Below are 18,332 nucleotides of genomic sequence, written 5' to 3'. Positions count from 1 at the left end.
CTCCAGCATCCTGGCAACCGTGTGCTTCGCCGCCAGCTGAATCAGATCGACGGCCGACATCTCGCCCATCCAGCTTGAGTTGAACAGTACCGTGGTCTTGGTTGGATCGAGGATCTTGAAGATCTGATGCTCGTAGGTCTTGGCATTTTCCAGCACCTCTTCCCGCGTCAGCGGAGGACGGGTGGCGCTTTTCCCCGTGGGATCACCGATCATGCCGGTGAAGTCACCGATCAGAAAAATCACCTCATGACCTAACTCCTGGAATTGCCTGAGTTTATTGATCAAAACAGTGTGCCCGAGATGCAAATCGGGGGCTGTAGGATCAAATCCCGCCTTGATTTTCAGAGGCTCACCCCTTTTGAGCTTCTTTATTAGCAGCTCTTCTGGTAAAACCTCTTCAGTACCACGTTTAATTAAATCTAGGGATCCTGTGACATCGATCATTTATCAAATCTCAAAAATTAAGACAATGGTTGCACACTCTACTAGAAGCATCTGATAAAATTAACCATTGGGTGTTGTGATTCTTGACTTCCCCTAAGATTCATAACTGGGTACCATCTACACAGGGAACAGGCCGCTACCTTTGACCGCTACGGGCACCATGCAAGATTTTAAATCGTATACATTGGACAGAAGACCTGCCAGAGGCCAGCTTATTAAACGCCTGGTGTTCTCTGTCATTTTCCTCTTAATCCTTGCAGCCGGCTTTCTGTTCCTGATTTCCAAGCCAACGGAAGAGTCCCAACCAGCCAACAGCCCAACCCCGGACGCCGAATCGCAACCGGAACAGCAGAGAAAGCTGATTTTACCCCTCTCCCTTCCCGGCCAGTCTCAACAGCGCGATGAAAATCCAGCGCCGATAAAACAGAATTCAAACGGGTTTCTCAGTCAGGCGTTTGCTGCAGAAGCCGTTGAAACCGCCAAAGCTGAAATTGCGCCTGGGGTTGCCCCGGCTCCTAAAGCTGCGCCACAACCGGCAATTGCAGAGGAGAGTCGAAAAACCGTCTACGAAATTCGCAGCGGTGACTCGATGGCTTCCATCTTCAAGAAAAACAAATTAAGCCCTTCGCTGCTCCATCAGATTGTAAATTCAAGCAAAACAGCTAAGCAGCTGACCGACATCCGTCCGGGAGAGACACTCCATATGGCGTTTGACTCGGATGACAATCTCCTCAGCCTGCGCCTGGAGCATAGCAAGGTCGACAGCCTTGAGATTCTGGCTACTGCTGAAGGCTTCGCGGCCACGGAAAAAAGCAGAGCGGTGGATACGAGAAACACCCATTTGAGCGGTGTCATCGAAAACTCGCTCTATGTGTCAGCCAAAAAGTCCGGCCTCTCCGATCAGTTGATCATGCAACTGGCCGATATTTTTGGCTGGGATATCGACTTTGCCCTGGAGATACGATCCGGTGATCGTTTCACCGTGATTTTTGAAGAGGACTATCTGGACGGTGAAAAATTGAGGGATGGCCCGATTCTCGCCGCAGAGTTCATCAATCAGGGAAAGACCTATAAAGCCCTCCGCTATGTAGATGATACGGGTCGTGCAGACTACTACACACCGGAAGGCCGAAGCATGCGTAAAGCCTTCCTAAGAGCACCGGTAGATTTCAGACGCATCTCTTCCAGGTTCACCCGTGAGCGTTACCATCCGGTACTGGGTAAAAAACGTCCACACCGTGGCGTGGATTATGCCGCCAAGACCGGTACCCCGATCAAAGCCTCAGGTGACGGTAAGGTGATCTTCCGTGGCAAAAAAGGCGGCTATGGCAAGACAGTTATCATTCAACATGGCCAGACCTACACAACGCTTTACGCCCACCTCTCACGCTATAACAAGAAATCCAGGAAGGGTACGCGGGTCAAACAAGGGCAGGTGATTGGCTATGTGGGCAAAACCGGCCTGGCTACCGGGCCTCATCTGCACTATGAATTCCGCGTCAATGGCGTCTACCGCAATCCCTTGACCGTCAAGCTGCCCGCAGCCAAGCCAATTGCGAAGAAGTATCGGGATGATTTCATGATCAAGATACAGCCACTCATTTCCAAGCTGGAACTGATCAATCGCACCCTGGTTGCCGACGCCCAATAAACCGATCATCGATCGCAGCGTGACAAGGCCGACGAGCATAAGCTGTTCGTTCCAAAGCTTGGGTCGACCAACTCCATTACACAGCAACAGGCAAGATCATTTTGCCATCCGTAGGGTGATCGAGCTCTAGCCAGAATAAGCTCGCTATCCCTTTCGCCTGACCCTTACAATGCTGAATGTTGTTATCGACACTGTTCTGAGCAGGCCTCTGCCGCGTGAGAACCCACCGGATCAAAATTCAGCTTGCTCTGCAAAATCATCCAGCACCAGTAGGAATTTTCTTCTTAACCATCCGCTTTTTTCAGGTTCTGCTTAGAAAACTGAATTTTCACTGCCCTGGGTCAGTGCGGCAGATAATCATAATAAAATAATATTGTTATAGTAAGAAATCCCGGCTGAGCTGATTGATGAAAGCCTCTATCCACGATACTCATTTTGTGTTCCGCCGTTTACACTCATTACTGGGTTTGCTCCCGGTAGGTGGCTTCCTGATCTTTCATCTTTGGGAAAACTCCCAATCCAGATTCGGTCAGGCGCACTACAATGATCAGGTCGTAGGCTGGCTTCAACAGCTCAACTATCTCACCCTGCTGGAGATATTCCTGATCGCTTTGCCACTGCTGTTTCATGGGCTATACGGCCTGGTGATTCTCTATAGCGGCAAAGGCAATCTTTCCATCTACCCATGGCAAGGCAACATTCGCTATACCCTACAGCGCTTCTCCGGCATCGCCATTCTGTTGTTTCTGCTGTTGCATGTGGGATGGACACGTATCTGGGCGATCTGGGAACCTGCCATTAAGGCTGATCTATTTGCTCATATGCAAGGTTTACTCATCCAGCCCTCGGTTTTTCTACTCTATTTGGCCGGCTTGCTGCTTTCAGTTTTTCACTTGACCAACGGTCTCTGGAGCATGGCAATCAGTTGGGGGCTGACCACCTCACCCCGGGCACAATCCATCTGGTTGGGGGTTTGTGGATTTCTCGCCGTCCTGCTTTCCGCCATGGGAGTACATGGCATGTTGGGATTTCTACCATGAGCAGACCCAGAAAGGTGATTGTGGTTGGTGGTGGCCTGGGGGGCCTATGGGCTGCTTTACGGCTAGCCGAGGCCGGTTTTCAAGTCCAGATCTTCTCACTCTTTGAAGTCAAACGCTCCCATTCGGTCTGCGCCCAGGGAGGCATCAATGCCTGCTTTGACAGCAAGGGGGAGCGGGACACGATCTGGCAACACATCGTCGACACCCTCAAAGGCGGCGCCTACCTGGCCAATCAGCCGCCGGTAAAATCGATGTGTGAAGACGCTCCCGGATTGATTCAGACCTTTGAACGGATGGGGGTTACCTTCTCCAGAACCGCTGAGGGTCTGCTCGACCTACGCCTGTTCGGTGGGGTAAAACACCGCCGTACTCTGTTCGCCGGGGCCAGTACAGGCCAGCAACTGCTGTATGGCGTTGACCAGGAGGTACGTCGACAGGAGTCTCTGGGGCGACTGCAGAAGTTCGAATGGTGGGAATTTCTCTCCCTGGGCTTGAATCAACAGGGAGCCTGCCAGGGCATCATCGCCATGAACCTGCGCACCATGGAGATCAAGGCCTTTCCCAGCGACGCTGTGATTCTTGCCAGTGGTGGTATGGGGCAGGTGTATGGACACCGCTCAACCAACTCAACCAATTCTACCGGAGCGGCCGCCTGCCGGGTCTACCAGCAGGGTGCCTGGCTCGCCAATACAGAGTTTTTCCAGTTTCACCCTACGGCCATGCTGGGTGACGATAAAACCCGCCTGATGAGCGAGGCGGCACGCGGCGAAGGGGGCAGGATATGGGTGCCCAGCGACGCGAATGACCGACGTCGACCCAGCCAGATTCCAGAGCCGGATCGATTCTATTTTCTTGAGGAGTGGTACCCAAGCTATGGAAATACCGTCCCCCGCGACTTGGCCTCCCGCGCCATCTGGGAAGTCGTGCATAAGCTTGGCCTTGGGGTGGGTGGTGAAGCCAAGGTCTACCTGGATCTGACCCATCTCAACCCAGGTTTCATCGAACAGCGACTGCATGCGATCCTCGATATCTACCGCAAATTTCATGGCACCGATCCAGTCCATGAACCGATGGAGATCTACCCGTCGGCGCACTATGCGATGGGTGGACTCTGGGTCGATTTTGAACGAGACGATACGACAGGTGGTATCAAGCATGGCAGCCCACGTAACCATGCCACCAATATCCCCGGCCTGTATGCCTGTGGTGAGTGTGATTACGGCTATCACGGCGCCAATCGACTGGGCGCCAACTCGCTGCTATCCGCCTCCTACAGCGGTCGGGTCGCCGGTGAATCGGTAGCCAACTATCTACAAGGGCTGCAACAGGGACACCCCGGTTCTGAAGATCCCATCTACAGCAACGAAATCAAACATCAGCAGGAGCTCAATCACCAGCTGATCAACAATCAGGGTGAGGAGAATCCTTACCAACTTCACCGTGAACTGGGTGAACTGATGTCCAGCCAGGTCGGTGTGGTCCGGGATAACCAAACCTTGAATAATGCCATTGAATCACTGCGCACACTCCAGCAACGCAGTCGCAATATCAATCTGCAGGAGCACAACAGCTGGAGCAATCAGGGTCTGGCTTATGCCCGCCAGTTGCAGGAGATGATACGACTTGGCGAGGTTATTGCGGCCAGTGCGTTACACAGAGATGAGTGCCGGGGTGCCCACTATAAACCTGAGTTTGAATTGAAGCTGCCGGAAAATGCCTCAGCGGGAGATCCGGCCTACGAAACCTATCGCAGCCAATGGAAAGCACAGAATCAAAACTGGCTTAAAACCACCATCGCCAAACACACCGATTGGGGTCCGCAGGTTGACTACCAGGCTGTGGACCTGAGTGTTCTGGCGCCTGAAGAGCCACGCGATTATCGCTGAGGATTCAACCATGTCAGATAAGATTAAATTCCGCATTCGCCGACAGGATACCCCCTACAGCCCGACCTATTGGCAGACCTTCCAGGTGCCCTTTCGCGAGGGACTCAATGTGGTATCCGCACTGATGATGATTCGACAAAACCCGATCACGGCCGATGGCCTGAAGGTCGATCCGGTTGCCTGGGAGTTCAACTGCATGGAAGAGGTGTGCGGCGCCTGCACCATGCTGATTAATCATCGCCCCATGCAGGCCTGCTCAACCCTTGTGAATACTCTGCAACAGCCGATCACACTGGAGCCTCTGAGCAAGTTTCCGGTGATCCGGGATCTGATGGTGGACCGCAGTCGTCTGTTTGCCGATCTGAAGAGAGTCCGCGCCTGGATCGAGATCGATGGCGCCTGGGATATTCACCAGGGAGCACCACGCATCTCTCCGGAACACTGGCAGGACAACTATCTCTACAGCCGCTGTATGAGTTGCGGAAGCTGCCTGGAGGCCTGCCCCCAATACGCTCAGGATCTACCCTTCGTCGGTGCCGCCGCCCTGGCAGCGGTCAGACTGATGAACAACCACCCCACCGGCAAATATCAGCGCAAGCAGCGACTCCATGCAATCATGGGCGAGGGGGGGTTGAGTGACTGTGGCAATGCACAGAATTGTGTGCAGGTTTGCCCTAAAGAGATCCCCCTTACCACAGCCATCGGTGAGCTCGGCAGACAGACCACCAAGCAGCTGCTGAAAGACCTCTTAGGGTCGGGTTAGTACGCCTTCAATTAACAATGTGTCACAGTATGCTGCTTCAGGCAGGTTTAAGATGAACTCTTGATACCCGTTCCCTTTCCAAGCATTCAGACAATAACCCTGCTTAGATATCCGAGGTAGACTCAATGACCAATAAAATCGTGATCAGCTGCTTGCTGGCTGCACTCATCATACTCCAGGCCTGTACCACAGTTGATCCCTACTCCAAAGAGGAGAAAACCGCCAACGCCACTACCGGCGCAGTGATCGGTGCCGTGGCCGGTGCGGTAATCGGAATTGCCACATCCAAGGACAAGAAAAAACGCAAGGAACGGGCACTCAAGGGTGCCGGTATCGGTGCCATCGCCGGAGGGGGTGTCGGCTACTACATGGATGTTCAGGAAGCCAAATTGAGACAGCGACTGGCGAATACCGGCGTCAGCGTCACCCGGGAAGGGGACAATATCATCCTCAACCTACCCGGCAACATTACCTTCGAGGTGGACAAAACCGATGTAAAAGCGGATTTCGTGGAGATCCTCGATTCGGTTGCCCTGGTACTCAACGAGTACAAATCAACCATGATCGAGGTTGCAGGCCATACCGACAGTACCGGATCGGAATCCTATAATCAGCTGCTCTCCCAACAGCGGGCCCAATCGGTGTCGAAACTTCTCAATCGCAATGGGGTCGCCGGGGTTCGGATCGATACCGTGGGTTACGGGGAGAGTCGCCCCATCGCCAACAACAACAGTCCATCTGGCCGACAGCAGAACCGTCGGGTGGAACTGACCCTGTTACCCTATGTGGAAAGTTAGAAAATATCCCACAGTGACACTCCTGTGCCTCTGTGGGTGTCTTTTGTGAGATCAGACAGAAAAAGAAGATCCGCAACCACAGGTGGTGGTTGCATTTGGATTTCGAATCACAAACTGTGCACCCTGCAGGCCTTCGGTGTAATCAACCTCCGCACCCATCAGATACTGCATGCTCATCGGATCCACCAGTAGTGTGACGCCACTGGTAACCACTTTGGTGTCACCCTCGGTTTCGTTCTCGTCAAAGGTGAAGCCGTACTGAAAGCCGGAACAGCCACCACCCTGAATGTAGACACGCAACATCAGTTCCGGATTACCCTCTTCCTCAATCAGGGAGGCCACTTTGTTGGCCGCTGCTTCAGTAAAAAGGATGGAATCGCTGGTTGTTTCTAAGCCGCTCATGGTTAAATCCTGCTCAATTCAGCCTATCTAAAGGAGGCCAGGGTCGTTTGATTATCTTGTAGTATGCAATTACCGAGGAAAACAGTCAAGTATTACTCAACCGCCAATCCTGGGGTTATTGCTTTGCGGGCTCGGATGGTACCGTCTCAACCGGCTCTTCACCACTCTCCTTTTTCCCATCATAAGCGAGCTGCAGGGGATCCTGCTCGGTGGCATGGATCAGTTTGCCATTCACCTCAGCCCCCATCGCCATCTCCAGCATGGCATAGGTCAAGGTCCCAGTAATACGGGCTTTGGGTGCCAATTCAACCCGATTCGCCGCAACCACATCGCCAACCACCGTACCGTTCAGCATCACATTACCGACTTTGACATTACCGTCGATGGTACCCTGCTCACTGAGCGTCAGGGTGGCCGCACTATCATCCGCTTCCGAGAAAACGTTACCCTTGATGACACCATCCACATGTAATCCATTCTTGAAGGTGATATCCCCTTCAATCTCAGTGCCCGATCCGATCACTGTTGTGATTCTGGGAGATCGGAATTTTTTCTTACTGTTACCAAACATGGTTTTTTTCCTAATCTAAACTTCAGGAGACCGGCGACCATTCAAAAGCCGCGTCCACGGGTGCCAGTTTAGAACCTGTAGGCTTGACTTCAATCTTGACTTTGGCCGGTTGAAAATCGGTTGGGATGCGCAGCTTTCCTTCAACGTTCTGAAAATAACGGAAGCGCATTTTGTGGCTCTCAAGTTTCTCCTCGGAGAGTTGCTTCAATTGCAGATTGACCGTCCGTTCGCCTTTTAATCCGGTGACGGTCATTTCGATCTTTCCCTTCACCACGGAGCCGCTGTTGATCACCTGGCTAACGGTATATTTATAGACGTATTGTTGCGCTTCAAGGCCCTTCTCCAACTTAAAATTCTGAATCCGTAAAACCTGTTTTTTCGAAGATGTGGAGACGATACCCCGGAGAAATGCCAGCTCCTCTTCCATCTTGAGCCGTTCGCTCTGCATGGTTTTGACCTGATCCTTGATCGCCAGCAGGGCTTCCCGGTCCACCTCGGCCGCCTGTCTGACCATCTCCAGCTCCCGCTTCAGCTCGTTTCGCTCCTGCTCGATACGGGTCACCCTGTCCTTGCCGCCGGACTGCAGGCGGGCCAGCCCCTCCGCGATCCCATTACCACCCTGCTGGTAGGCCAGACCGGCCACCCCGCCAAGAACCAGTAGCAACAGACCGACTCGCAGCCACACCGGCGTTCGCTGGTGGGCAGCAACAATCTTTGGGACACGATATTTTTTATCGATACTCATGGTTTAGGGCAGCAGGGCGACCTGTTCCAATCCACAATTTTCCGCCAAACCGAACATCAGGTTCATATTCTGTATGGCTTGTCCGGCGGCGCCCTTGACCAGATTATCAATCACCGAGCTGACCACCACCATCTCCCCACCCAGCGGACGATGAATGGCGATTCGACAGTGATTCGAACCACGTACGCTGCGGGTCTCCGGGTGGGATCCAGCCTGCAGTACATCCACGAACGGCTCTTCGGCATAACGACTTTCGTAGAGTGCCTGCAGATCGGTATCCGCCACTTTGAGGCGTGCATAGAGGGTGGCTTCGATACCCCGGATCATTGGTATCAAGTGGGGCACAAAGGTGAATTGAACGGGCTTGTCAGCCAGTTGGTTCAGCGTCTGACTGATTTCGGGCTGATGCCGATGACCGGGAATCGCGTACGCTTTGAAGCTCTCCCCGACCTCTCCCATCAGGGTGCCCACATTGGCTGTACGGCCGGCACCGCTCACGCCGGATTTGGCATCAGCGATCAGATGATCGAACTCCACCAAACCATTCTCAATCAGAGGCAGAAAACCGAGTAGCACAGCGGTCGGATAGCATCCCGGATTGGCTACCAGTGAGGCGGATCTAATCGCCTCCCGGTGCAACTCAGGCAGTCCATATACCGCCGTTTCCAGCTGCTCCGGGCAGGCATGGGACATCCCGTACCAGTGCTCCCATGTCGGCTGATCCTTGATTCGAAAGTCAGCGGCCAGATCGACAATCCGGATTCCCCGTTGCAACAGCTCAGGCACCTGTTTCATGGCCACCCCGTTAGGGGTTGCGAAAAACACCAGATCGCACTCATCAAAATAGGCCGGATCCGGCTCCACATAGGCCAGTTCGGTATGACCGCGCAGATTGGGAAACAGGTCGGCGACCGCACGTCCCGCTTCCGAACGGGAGGTTATAACTTTCAGTTCTGCCTCTGGATGGGCGCTCAGCAGCCTGAGCAGCTCCACGCCGGTATAACCTGTTCCGCCAATTATTCCTACTTTAATCATACCCTTACCTAAAAACCGGAACGATCCGGCCAACAATGGAATCAGTTGAATGCCATTATCCTGACTCAACAGGATAATGGCTTACCAGAAGCGCAATCATAAGCTCTGAGTAATCAAAGAAAAAGCAAAGCAGAGCAAAATCCTAAACATTTGTGAACTTCAGGTGAAATCGATGTACAAAACGCCCTCCGGGTATGGAAAATCACACCATTAGGTATCACATTATAACTAGGGCCTGTTAACACTCATCCAATTGGCCCTGCTGGGACTATTGGATGAGTGTTAACAGGCCCTAGTACACAACGACCGAGATTACCGAGTTATGGAAACCATCGATACCCTGGCACTCGTGCTTGGCGCCAGCTGGGCAGCCGGCATCAACCTGTATGCCGCCATCCTTGTCCTGGGCTACCTCAGCCTGACTGGGCATGTTGTGCTGCCTCCCGGACTGGAAGCTCTCAGCGACCCCCTGGTTCTGGGTGTGGCGGGGATGATGTATTTCATTGAGTTTTTTGCCGACAAGACCCCTGGTGTAGACAGTGGCTGGGATGCCATCCATACCTTTATCCGCATCCCTGCCGGCGCCCTGCTGGCAGCCGGTGCTGCCAGTGGCATCGATGTCAGCCAGAGCGCGGAGCTGGCGGCTGCTCTGGTGGGTGGAACCGTTGCCGCAGGCAGTCATTTCACCAAATCCGGATCAAGGCTGCTGATCAATACCTCACCTGAACCGGTCACCAACTGGACGGCTTCGATTGCTGAGGACCTGGCAGTGATCGGTGCGCTCTGGGCGGCACTCAACTATCCGCTGGTATTCCTGGCGATGTTCATTGTTTTCGTTGCCCTGTTCATCTGGCTGATGCCGAAGTTGTGGCGAGCCTTGAAAAGCCTCTACCAACGCATCAGCGCTTTCTTCAATGGTGCAGAGAAAAGCACTCAGACGAATATGGACGAAGGTCGCTCAGAAACTCTGAAATCCCTGTTCCATGCGGCCAGCAGTGCCGAGAACGGCAGTCACAAGTAGGCTCAGCCTCAATAGTTTTTGCAGAGTCTCTGACACTCGTCATTCGAGCGGATCAAGGTGTCTTCAATCGACACACCACTAAACCAGTTTCCGGTCAAAGCAAGGGTTGTCCCTTTCAGTTGCTGATCAATCAAACCGATTCGCTCGTAATGACCCAACCTAAGTGCCGGCAGGCGATTGCGGTAGCTGGCACTCTCTATGATGTCAGCCGGCTCAATTCCCAGCACTCGGGTAATACACCCATGACGTCCCACCTCATCCAGAACATCGGGTTTGAAATGAAAAGTGAAGGCGCGATAGTTGTCATCCGGGACCGGATCCCTGGAAACTGCTGAGTAGAAATCATCCTGTTGGGCAATGATCCCGGCCAGCGGTTCGAGCTCAACTGAGTCGGACCTGATCAGCACCGCCTGACTGTCGATCTCCGCCATCTCTATCTCGGCCAGGTGGCACGCAAGCTCGGGCATCAGTGTGGCCAATAAACCGGAGGCGATGTCCGGTGCGACAGCCAATGCCAGCCGGTCGGCCTGCACCGGCTCACCACCCGCCACCTCGACCAGATAGCGATCACTCATTCTTTCGATCCGGGTGACAGGGGTTTGGGTGCGAATCTCGAGTCCTGATGATATGGCATCGATAAAGGACTGTAAGCCACTGCCCCCCGTATAACTACGCATAACCTCTTTTCGTCTGGGTTTTTTACGAAACAGGGATTCTGCCGGAAAATCGCTGGATGGCTGACAGACCACCGCATCCAGTGCCGGACCAAGCACCTGGCGATAGTTACGACTCCCGATGATGCCCCCGAAATAGCCCTTTACGGAGTTACCGGCCTTGTTACTTTTCCACAGACGAGGCAGAACCCCAAGCAGCTCAAAGAAATTGAGCTGAGAGGGAATCGAATGAAGCACATCCCCCACCAGCATGCGGTAGGGCAGTTTGAGCTTTGGCACCAGACTGTCCAACTGCCCTGCCTCTTCCAGCAGCTGAAGCAGATTGCCGTAGCTGTTGTAGCAGGTGTGTCCACCCAGCTCTGCCCAGTAGTCGCCACCCTCGGTTTGGAAATGATGCGAGTTTATCGCCCCGCCAATATGGCTGCCGGCTTCCAGAACCAAGGATTTCATGCCAAATCGTCTGGCCATCTGCGCCAGACCCAAACCACCAATACCGGCCCCAATGATCAACAGATCGACTGCTCCAGGTTTCATGACTCCACACTTACCTCGGTTATGCCACCCGGCTCCTCATTAACCCGGCGATCAAATGTTTATTTTCAGCCATACAAGGCCTGTCTTTATATAATTCAGATTGTTATGGGCTTCAAGCCTACCCTCGACCGATGTTGCGAACCTTGAGAAGGCAATACCCTTCACTGCACCTTAGCCCTGATCATAGGCTGGTGGGTCGCAGTATTAACCATAACTGGATCAGGCAAAAAGCCCTTGGACAACCAATGACTCATTGATTTAATTGAACAATACGCAATTGCCCGCTGCCTCAATGCTGCTGAATTACACCATTAAAAACGCAGCAAGCATACCAGCGGGGCTGGAAATGGGGCAAAAAAATACCGCGCATGGACACTCATCCGGGCGCGGTATTTTCATAAAATTCAGTGCTGTTTAGCCGCAGCCACCGCCACTTGACGAACCACAGGTGCCACAACCGCCGCCAACCGGTTGCAGGTTGTTGAATACGAAGCTGGCGTTGCCATCACCCTGGTCGATAAAATCGATCTCAACACCTTTCAGGTACTGCATGGTTCCGTCATCGACGATGACTTTGAAACCATCACAATCCAATACCGCGTCATTGTCGTTGATCTCATCGCTGAAAGTCATGCCGAAGCTGATCCCGCTGCAGCCACCCGGGGTCGCAAACACGCGCACTCCCTGAATGTTGTCGTCAACCTGTTGAAACAGCTCACCCATTTTGCTCTGAGCTGTACGAGTCAGGGTTAAATCACTCTCGGTCAGGGCATTTGAATTCATGCCATATCTCCTGGAAATTCGGTCTGAATAGGGAGCATATTACCAAGAAAACCGGCTCCATTGCCAATTAACTTAGAATATAAGTTGGTTTTTACCAAGCTGGCGCAGATCTACATCGCGAGCTGGTTTCTTGCATTCAGCTCAAACAGATGACGCTCCGCGTCCAACAGGTGCTGTCCCCAGTGCAGGTGAAAACCCTTATGCCAACCCTCAACCGCCTGTTCCGGCTCGCCATCGAGCAGATTCAATCCACTTTTGAGTTCACAGTAGATATCGGTCAGATCATCAGCCAGACTGCCACTCATACTCTGCCCGTCACCGGCCACGTCAAACTCCATCCAATAACCGTCTCTCTCTCCCAACAGGGTCCTCAGGAATGTGTAGAGTTCAAACCGGGCATCCAGATCAGCAGCCGTATAGTGGGTGTTTCGGGGTGTCGGCAAATTCAACGCGTTCACCGCCTCATGCAGACGGGGCAACAGACCGGCTACCTCCTGTAACCATTCAGTATTGCCGTCATTCAACGATTCGACCAACTCACAATATCGCCTAGCCAACGTTTCGAGTTTTTGTACATTTGGACTCATAGTCTCTTCCTCACAGCTATTCTTGCTACTTCTTCCTTGTTTGTACCAGGAGATCTTTTCCTGATCTCTTTGAGACAGCTGCATGGTACTTTGGTATGTCGCACATACCAGATTCTAGCAGTGATCACGATCAATCCTAGGAAAAACCCTTAATCTCCCTGGGCAGTTTGATAAATAAAATATATAGGCTGCCTTTCAGCAAAACTGCCAAACCGGACTCAGAATTACTGGATTTACAGAAAACCCGGCGCAATCTACCTGGCCGGCAGAGAAATGGCAATGCGATCTGTCGAGTGACTGTTTGAGGCCAAATCGGGATACAATGGACGAATGCACAACGAGAATGAACATCGTCCGGTGGTACTGGCCATCGGTGGACACGACCCAGGTGGCGGTGCCGGCATTCAAGCGGATATTGAAGCGATTGGCGCCAATGGCTGCCATCCGACAACCGCTTTGACCTGCCTGACCGTGCAGGACAGCTGCAATGTCAGCCAGTTGATTCCATTAGCCGTAGAGCACCTCACAGCTCAGTGCGAGGCGGTACTGGAGGATTGTACGGTCACAGCCATCAAAATCGGCCTGCTCGGCAGCTGCCAGGCCATTGATGGGGTGACCAGACTGCTCAAGACCTCACCTCAGATCCCTGTGATCCTCGATCCGGTGTTGGCCGCAGGCGGCGGTAGTGAGCTCTCCAGTGAACAGCTACTGGATAAAATCCGTGAGGAGTTGCTGCCTCTATGCATGCTGATCACTCCCAACACGGTGGAAGCGGCCCGCCTCTCCCGTGACAGCAGTTCGGCCAGCCTGGATCGGCACGCGCAGATACTGCTGCAACTGGGTTGCCGATCGGTATTGATTACCGGAACCCATGATGAGAATGAGCCGAACCGGGTCATCAATCGACTTTATCGAGCCGACAAGCAGACCCTGATCAGGCAACATCCCCGCCTGCCGGGTGAGTATCATGGATCCGGCTGCACTCTGGCGGCCGCGCTGGCAGCCAGGATCGGTCGAGGTGAGTCCCTTGAAAATGCCACTCGGAACGCGCTCGACTACAGCTGGAACTGCCTGCAGCAGGGCTATCGCACCGGCCGATGTCAGTCCATACCAAACCGCTGGTTTGAAGCCCTATCAAACAACAACCGATGACCGACACAGACAGATACCGCGGACTCTATGCCATCACCGATAGCAGGCTCTGCCCGCCAGAACGAATTGTTCAACAGGTGGAAGCGGCGCTGACCGGTGGGGCGCGGATCATCCAGTACCGTGACAAACGCCAGGAGCGAGCCGGCTCTACAGAACAGGTTCGCGAAATTCTCATGTTGTGCGAACGAGCCAATGCCCTGTTGATCATCAACGATGACATTGAGCTGGCGCTGGCCAGCAAAGCCCATGGGGTCCATCTCGGACGCGAGGATACCACCCTGTCAGAAGCCAGAGAGCGCCTTGGACCGACAGCGGTGATCGGTGTCTCATGCTACAACCGTCTGGAGCTGGCCAGCGAAGCGGCGGAAAACGGTGCCGATTACGTCGCCTTCGGACGCTTCTTCCCATCCCGGACAAAACCCGATGCCGTATCGGCGGAACCCGAGCTGTTGGTATCCGCCAGACAGACAATTCGTAAACCACTGGTTGCCATCGGCGGCATTAGCCATGAGAATGGCGCCCAACTGATCGCCGTAGGCGCCGATATGCTGGCCGTCATCGAGGCTGTCTTCGGACAACCGGATGTCGAGGCAGCAAGTCGTCGCCTGAGTGCCCTATTTTCGCCGCAGGAGAATAATAATGAGTCGTTCTGAGGAACTCTTTGGTCGTGCAAAACAACATATCCCGGGAGGCGTGAACTCCCCGGTCAGAGCCTTTAACGGGGTTGGTGGAGACCCGGTATTCGTCGACTGTGCAGCAGGCCCCTATCTCTACGATCCGGACGGCAAGCGCTACATCGACTATGTGGGATCCTGGGGGCCGATGATTCTGGGCCACTCCCACCACGAGGTGATTGAAGCGGTCTCCTCAGTGATCAACAAGGGGCTCAGCTTCGGCGCTCCAACCGAGCTGGAAACAGAGATGGCCGACCGGGTCTGCGAACTGGTCCCCAGCATGGAACTGGTGCGTATGGTCAGCTCAGGCACCGAAGCCACCATGTCCGCCATACGCCTGGCCAGAGGATTTACCGGTCGCGACAAAATCGTCAAATTCGAGGGTTGCTACCACGGCCACTCCGATTCCCTGCTGGTCAAGGCAGGCTCCGGCATGCTGACCCTGGGTGAGCCCTCATCACCTGGCGTCCCCGCCAGTCTGGCGGAGCACACCCTTACCCTGAGCTATAACAACAGTGAACAGGTGAGGGACGCCTTCAAGCAGTATGGCGAGCAGATTGCGGCAATCATTGTGGAACCGGTGGCCGGCAATATGAACTGCATCCCGCCGCAAGCCGGCTTCCTGCAAACCCTGCGGGAGGTGTGTGACCAATATGGCGCAGTGTTGATCTTCGATGAGGTGATGACCGGCTTTCGGGTAGCCCTCGGTGGTGCACAGGCGGTATACGGCATCAAACCGGATCTGACCACCCTCGGCAAGGTCATTGGCGGCGGTATGCCGGTCGGGGCCTTTGGCGGCAGACTCGATATCATGCAACAGATTGCACCGCTGGGTCCGGTCTATCAGGCTGGCACCCTGTCCGGCAATCCGGTAGCCATGACCGCCGGCCTGAAAACCCTGGAACTGATCTCCGAGCCGGGATTTTATGATCGACTCTCCGGCAAGGTTGAAAATCTGGTATCCGGCATCATGGCTGAGGCCAAATCCGCCGGTATCCCACTGGCGGAAAACCATGTGGGCGGGATGTTCGGTCTGTTTTTCACCGACCAGGAAACGGTCAACGACTTCCAGGGCGCCATGGCCTGTGACCAGAACCGTTTCAAAGCCTTTTATCATGCCATGCTCGATCGGAGCATCTACCTGGCGCCATCCGCATTCGAGGCCGGCTTCGTCTCCGAGGCCCATTCTGATGAGGATCTGAAGGCCACCATCGAGGCGGCCACTGGCGCTTTCCAGAACCTCGCCGGTTAACCATGGTCCGCCTGCTGCCCGCATTGATCCTAATTCAGCTCGGCGGCTGCTCCACGGAGCGCGCCAAACTGGTGACTTACGAGGCGCTGGAATCCCATCGCCATCGACAGTGTATGGAGCAGCAGGACAGTCGGGCCTGTGACGAGCAAAAGCAGAGTTACCAGGAGTATCAAAAGGAGCGTGAACAGCATCTGCAGACTGACTAGCCACCGATCAAACCACCAACCGGACCTGCCGACCGATGGGTGAGCTGTTCGGCGCCCTGCTGACCTGGATCGGTGAAAACCCCATTTGGGCCGGCCTGTCGGTGTTTTTAGTGGCATTTTCGGAATCTGTGGCCATCGTCGGCCTGCTGGTCCCCGGCGTGATCGCCATGTTCGGCTTCGGTGCACTCATCGCAACCGGCACGCTGCAGTTCTGGCCTGTTTTCTGGTGGGCGGTGGCGGGTGCGGTAGCCGGTGACAGTCTCAGTTTCTGGCTCGGCCGACACTATCAGGATGGCCTGCGGCAGATATGGCCGTTCAGCCGATACCCCGAAACCCTCCACCGAGGCATCAGATTCTTCGAGAAGTATGGCGGCAAGAGCGTTGCCATCGGGCGCTTCTTCGGACCGGTAAGAGCGATCATTCCGCTGGTGGCGGGGATGATGGGCATGACACCGATGCGCTTTCTGCTCGCCAATCTCAGCTCGGCACTGGTCTGGGCGCCAGCCTATCTGCTACCCGGGATTGTTTTCGGCGCCTCCCTTGAACTCGCCTCCGAGGTCACCTTCAGGCTGGTGATTCTGCTGTTGCTGTTGCTGGTGTTGGCCTGGGGGTTGTTCAAGCTGGCTCACACCCTGTTCCGCCTGCTGCAGCCTCATGCCAGGGATATCGTCCAATGGGGATTCGACTGGGGACAGCGACACCGGGGATTCCGCTCCATTTCTGCAGCACTGGCGGATCCCAATCACCCCGAAGCCAGAGGCCTCGCCTTTCTCGCGACTTTGCTGCTGCTGGCCACACTGCTGTTCATGTTACTGCTCGGCGCGATGGTCGGCGGCACACTGATGCAATCCGCCAATGAGATCATCCACAATGGTCTGCAGAGCCTGCGTACCCCCTGGGGCGACCAGTTCATCTACCTGCTGACCAGCCTTGGAGATCTCTCCACCATCATCATCGTTGGTGTTGTGTCAGCCATCTTGCTGATCCTGCAAGGGCACTACCGGACGCTCAATTATCTGCTTGCCGCCATCGGCTTCGGCATTCTTGCGCCGTTGCTGTTGAAGTACGGGTTACAGATCCCCCGCCCGGAATCCGCCCCATCAACCCTGGGCCCCTGGTCGTTTCCCAGCGCCCATGTGTTACGCAGCGTCACCCTGTATGGCTTTCTATCGATCATGGTTGCCAGGGGACTGAGTCACGACTGGCGCTGGCTGCCCTACAGCATCGCTGCCGCCCTGGTCGGTGCGGTCGCCCTGTCGAGACTCTATCTGGGGGTTCACTGGTTAACCGACATCTTCGGCAGCATAACCCTGGGGCTGGCCTGGATCGCCCTGCTTGGTATCGCCTATGCCCGCCATGTGAGCGCGGAATCCCGCCATCTCGCCATCGTTGTCGCCAGTTTGACAACACTGGCCCTCTACCTCACCTTCCAGTCATGGCAGCTGCCGGAAATCCTGAAACCCTATCAGCAACAAACCACAACGAATCAGATCGTATTTCAGCAGGCATGGCGGTCAGGCCAGCTGGATATCCCGACCCACCGACACGACATACGGGGTGAAGGCAACCACCCGTTGAATCTGCAATTTGCCGGTGATCTGCAGATCATGCAGCGCCAGCTTCAGCGTCAAGGCTGGCAATCCGCTGAAATGCTCGACTGGAGCAACGCGTTGAAGCTTCTCTCCCCCAGCACTCCGCTGACCGGACTGCCGCTGCTGCCCCATGTACACGATGCCAGACATGAGGCGTTGGTGATGGTAAAAAACCTCACCACCGACAAACGCTTAGTGGTGCGCCTATGGCGAACCGCCGTTTCGATCGACGCCCCTGACAAGCCGCTGTATGTGGGAAATGTATCGAGCCAACAGGCCGAACTATCTTTCGGTATACTGGTGGTCCCCAGAACAGACGTGGATTTCCATCTGGCGAGAACCCAGTTTCTGGATGATCAGATGTCAGTTGACGGAATCAGTCACCATTCAGCATCGGGAAAAATCTTGCTTTTTGCCGATTAGCACGCTTCTGATCATCTTGGGGTAGATTATGCTCTTTTACCTCAACCTTCTGAAATTATAGAATTTCAAAAACTGAAACCAAGAGAACTCCGGCATCCTG

Annotated in this window: 19 protein-coding genes (1 of these 19 only partly in view); 11 read left to right on the top strand and 8 right to left on the bottom strand. The window is 54.4% G+C overall.

Annotated elements, in window-relative coordinates:
- On the bottom strand, window positions 1–444 hold the beginning of the coding sequence (gene tyrS, locus AC4IE8_RS12365) for a tyrosine--tRNA ligase (RefSeq protein ID WP_490791141.1). 756 nt of this gene lie to the left of the window's left edge; 444 of the gene's 1,200 nt are visible here — the first part of the coding sequence; it begins with the start codon at window positions 442–444; the stop codon falls past the left edge of the window.
- A 226-nt stretch (window positions 445–670) separates the two neighbouring features.
- On the opposite strand from tyrS, the gene AC4IE8_RS12360 reads away from it, so the two are divergent.
- From AC4IE8_RS12360 to AC4IE8_RS12340, 5 genes are all read left to right on the top strand, one after another.
- Window positions 671–2,095: a peptidoglycan DD-metalloendopeptidase family protein gene (locus AC4IE8_RS12360; RefSeq protein WP_490791140.1), complete on the top strand. Its 1,425-nt coding sequence runs from the start codon at window positions 671–673 to the stop codon at window positions 2,093–2,095.
- A gap of 407 nt (window positions 2,096–2,502) precedes the next feature.
- Complete coding sequence (locus AC4IE8_RS12355; RefSeq protein ID WP_068987464.1) at window positions 2,503–3,135, top strand: succinate dehydrogenase/fumarate reductase transmembrane subunit; 633 nt, start codon at window positions 2,503–2,505, stop codon at window positions 3,133–3,135.
- On the top strand, window positions 3,132–5,021 hold the full coding sequence (gene sdhA, locus AC4IE8_RS12350) for a succinate dehydrogenase (quinone) flavoprotein subunit (protein ID WP_068987463.1): 1,890 nt from the start codon (window positions 3,132–3,134) through the stop codon (window positions 5,019–5,021). The genes AC4IE8_RS12355 and sdhA overlap by 4 nt, the downstream gene beginning before the upstream one ends.
- Window positions 5,022–5,031: 10 nt before the next feature.
- Window positions 5,032–5,784, top strand: coding sequence for a succinate dehydrogenase iron-sulfur subunit (sdhB, locus tag AC4IE8_RS12345; RefSeq protein WP_068987462.1), 753 nt, complete (start codon window positions 5,032–5,034; stop codon window positions 5,782–5,784).
- Between the two features lie 125 nt (window positions 5,785–5,909).
- On the top strand, window positions 5,910–6,581 hold the full coding sequence (locus tag AC4IE8_RS12340) for a YiaD family glycine zipper/OmpA-like lipoprotein (protein WP_068987461.1): 672 nt from the start codon (window positions 5,910–5,912) through the stop codon (window positions 6,579–6,581).
- A 51-nt stretch (window positions 6,582–6,632) separates the two neighbouring features.
- On the opposite strand, the gene erpA is transcribed toward AC4IE8_RS12340, so the two are convergent.
- The 4 genes from erpA to argC form a co-directional block, all read right to left on the bottom strand.
- Window positions 6,633–6,983, bottom strand: a complete 351-nt coding sequence (gene erpA / locus AC4IE8_RS12335) for an iron-sulfur cluster insertion protein ErpA (RefSeq protein WP_068987460.1) — start codon at window positions 6,981–6,983, stop codon at window positions 6,633–6,635.
- A 115-nt stretch (window positions 6,984–7,098) separates the two neighbouring features.
- Window positions 7,099–7,554 (bottom strand): bactofilin family protein, encoded by a 456-nt coding sequence (locus AC4IE8_RS12330; RefSeq protein ID WP_490791139.1) that lies wholly within the window; start codon window positions 7,552–7,554, stop codon window positions 7,099–7,101.
- 22 nt (window positions 7,555–7,576) lie between these two features.
- On the bottom strand, window positions 7,577–8,299 hold the full coding sequence (locus tag AC4IE8_RS12325) for a DUF6776 family protein (protein ID WP_083225850.1): 723 nt from the start codon (window positions 8,297–8,299) through the stop codon (window positions 7,577–7,579).
- Between the two features lie 3 nt (window positions 8,300–8,302).
- On the bottom strand, window positions 8,303–9,334 hold the full coding sequence (argC, locus tag AC4IE8_RS12320; protein ID WP_068988495.1) for an N-acetyl-gamma-glutamyl-phosphate reductase: 1,032 nt from the start codon (window positions 9,332–9,334) through the stop codon (window positions 8,303–8,305).
- 322 nt (window positions 9,335–9,656) lie between these two features.
- On the opposite strand from argC, the gene AC4IE8_RS12315 reads away from it, so the two are divergent.
- On the top strand, window positions 9,657–10,355 hold the full coding sequence (locus tag AC4IE8_RS12315) for a DUF4126 domain-containing protein (RefSeq protein ID WP_068987458.1): 699 nt from the start codon (window positions 9,657–9,659) through the stop codon (window positions 10,353–10,355).
- 8 nt (window positions 10,356–10,363) lie between these two features.
- Here AC4IE8_RS12315 and AC4IE8_RS12310 read toward each other — a convergent pair whose 3' ends face one another.
- From AC4IE8_RS12310 to AC4IE8_RS12300, 3 genes are all read right to left on the bottom strand, one after another.
- Complete coding sequence (locus tag AC4IE8_RS12310) at window positions 10,364–11,563, bottom strand: protoporphyrinogen/coproporphyrinogen oxidase (protein ID WP_490791138.1); 1,200 nt, start codon at window positions 11,561–11,563, stop codon at window positions 10,364–10,366.
- Window positions 11,564–11,977: 414 nt separating this feature from the next.
- Window positions 11,978–12,346 carry a HesB/IscA family protein gene (locus tag AC4IE8_RS12305; protein ID WP_490791137.1) on the bottom strand — a complete coding sequence of 123 codons (369 nt, stop codon included), beginning with the start codon at window positions 12,344–12,346 and terminating at the stop codon, window positions 11,978–11,980.
- A gap of 110 nt (window positions 12,347–12,456) precedes the next feature.
- Window positions 12,457–12,933, bottom strand: coding sequence for a DUF5063 domain-containing protein (locus AC4IE8_RS12300; RefSeq protein ID WP_068988493.1), 477 nt, complete (start codon window positions 12,931–12,933; stop codon window positions 12,457–12,459).
- A gap of 330 nt (window positions 12,934–13,263) precedes the next feature.
- Between AC4IE8_RS12300 and thiD the strand changes: the two genes are divergently transcribed.
- From thiD to AC4IE8_RS12275, 5 genes are read left to right on the top strand one after another with little or no spacing between them, the layout of a single operon-like run.
- Complete coding sequence (gene thiD, locus AC4IE8_RS12295; protein WP_068987455.1) at window positions 13,264–14,085, top strand: bifunctional hydroxymethylpyrimidine kinase/phosphomethylpyrimidine kinase; 822 nt, start codon at window positions 13,264–13,266, stop codon at window positions 14,083–14,085.
- The gene (gene thiE / locus AC4IE8_RS12290) at window positions 14,082–14,738 is read left to right on the top strand and encodes a thiamine phosphate synthase (protein ID WP_490791136.1); all 657 of its coding nucleotides are present in this window, start codon (window positions 14,082–14,084) and stop codon (window positions 14,736–14,738) included. The genes thiD and thiE overlap by 4 nt, the downstream gene beginning before the upstream one ends.
- A complete protein-coding gene (hemL, locus tag AC4IE8_RS12285; protein ID WP_490791135.1) occupies window positions 14,725–16,011 on the top strand; it encodes a glutamate-1-semialdehyde 2,1-aminomutase in 1,287 nt (428 codons plus the stop codon). Before thiE ends, hemL begins: the two co-directional genes overlap by 14 nt.
- Window positions 16,012–16,013: 2 nt before the next feature.
- Window positions 16,014–16,217, top strand: coding sequence for a hypothetical protein (locus tag AC4IE8_RS12280; protein ID WP_490791134.1), 204 nt, complete (start codon window positions 16,014–16,016; stop codon window positions 16,215–16,217).
- Window positions 16,218–16,252: 35 nt separating this feature from the next.
- Complete coding sequence (locus AC4IE8_RS12275; protein ID WP_490791133.1) at window positions 16,253–18,232, top strand: bifunctional DedA family/phosphatase PAP2 family protein; 1,980 nt, start codon at window positions 16,253–16,255, stop codon at window positions 18,230–18,232.
- The last annotated feature ends 100 nt before the right edge of the window (window positions 18,233–18,332 follow it).

The organism is Candidatus Thiodiazotropha sp. AKAK2, from assembly GCF_058244685.1.
The sequence above is the reverse complement of the archived record's forward strand: the minus strand, read 5'-3'. Positions and strand labels throughout refer to the sequence as shown.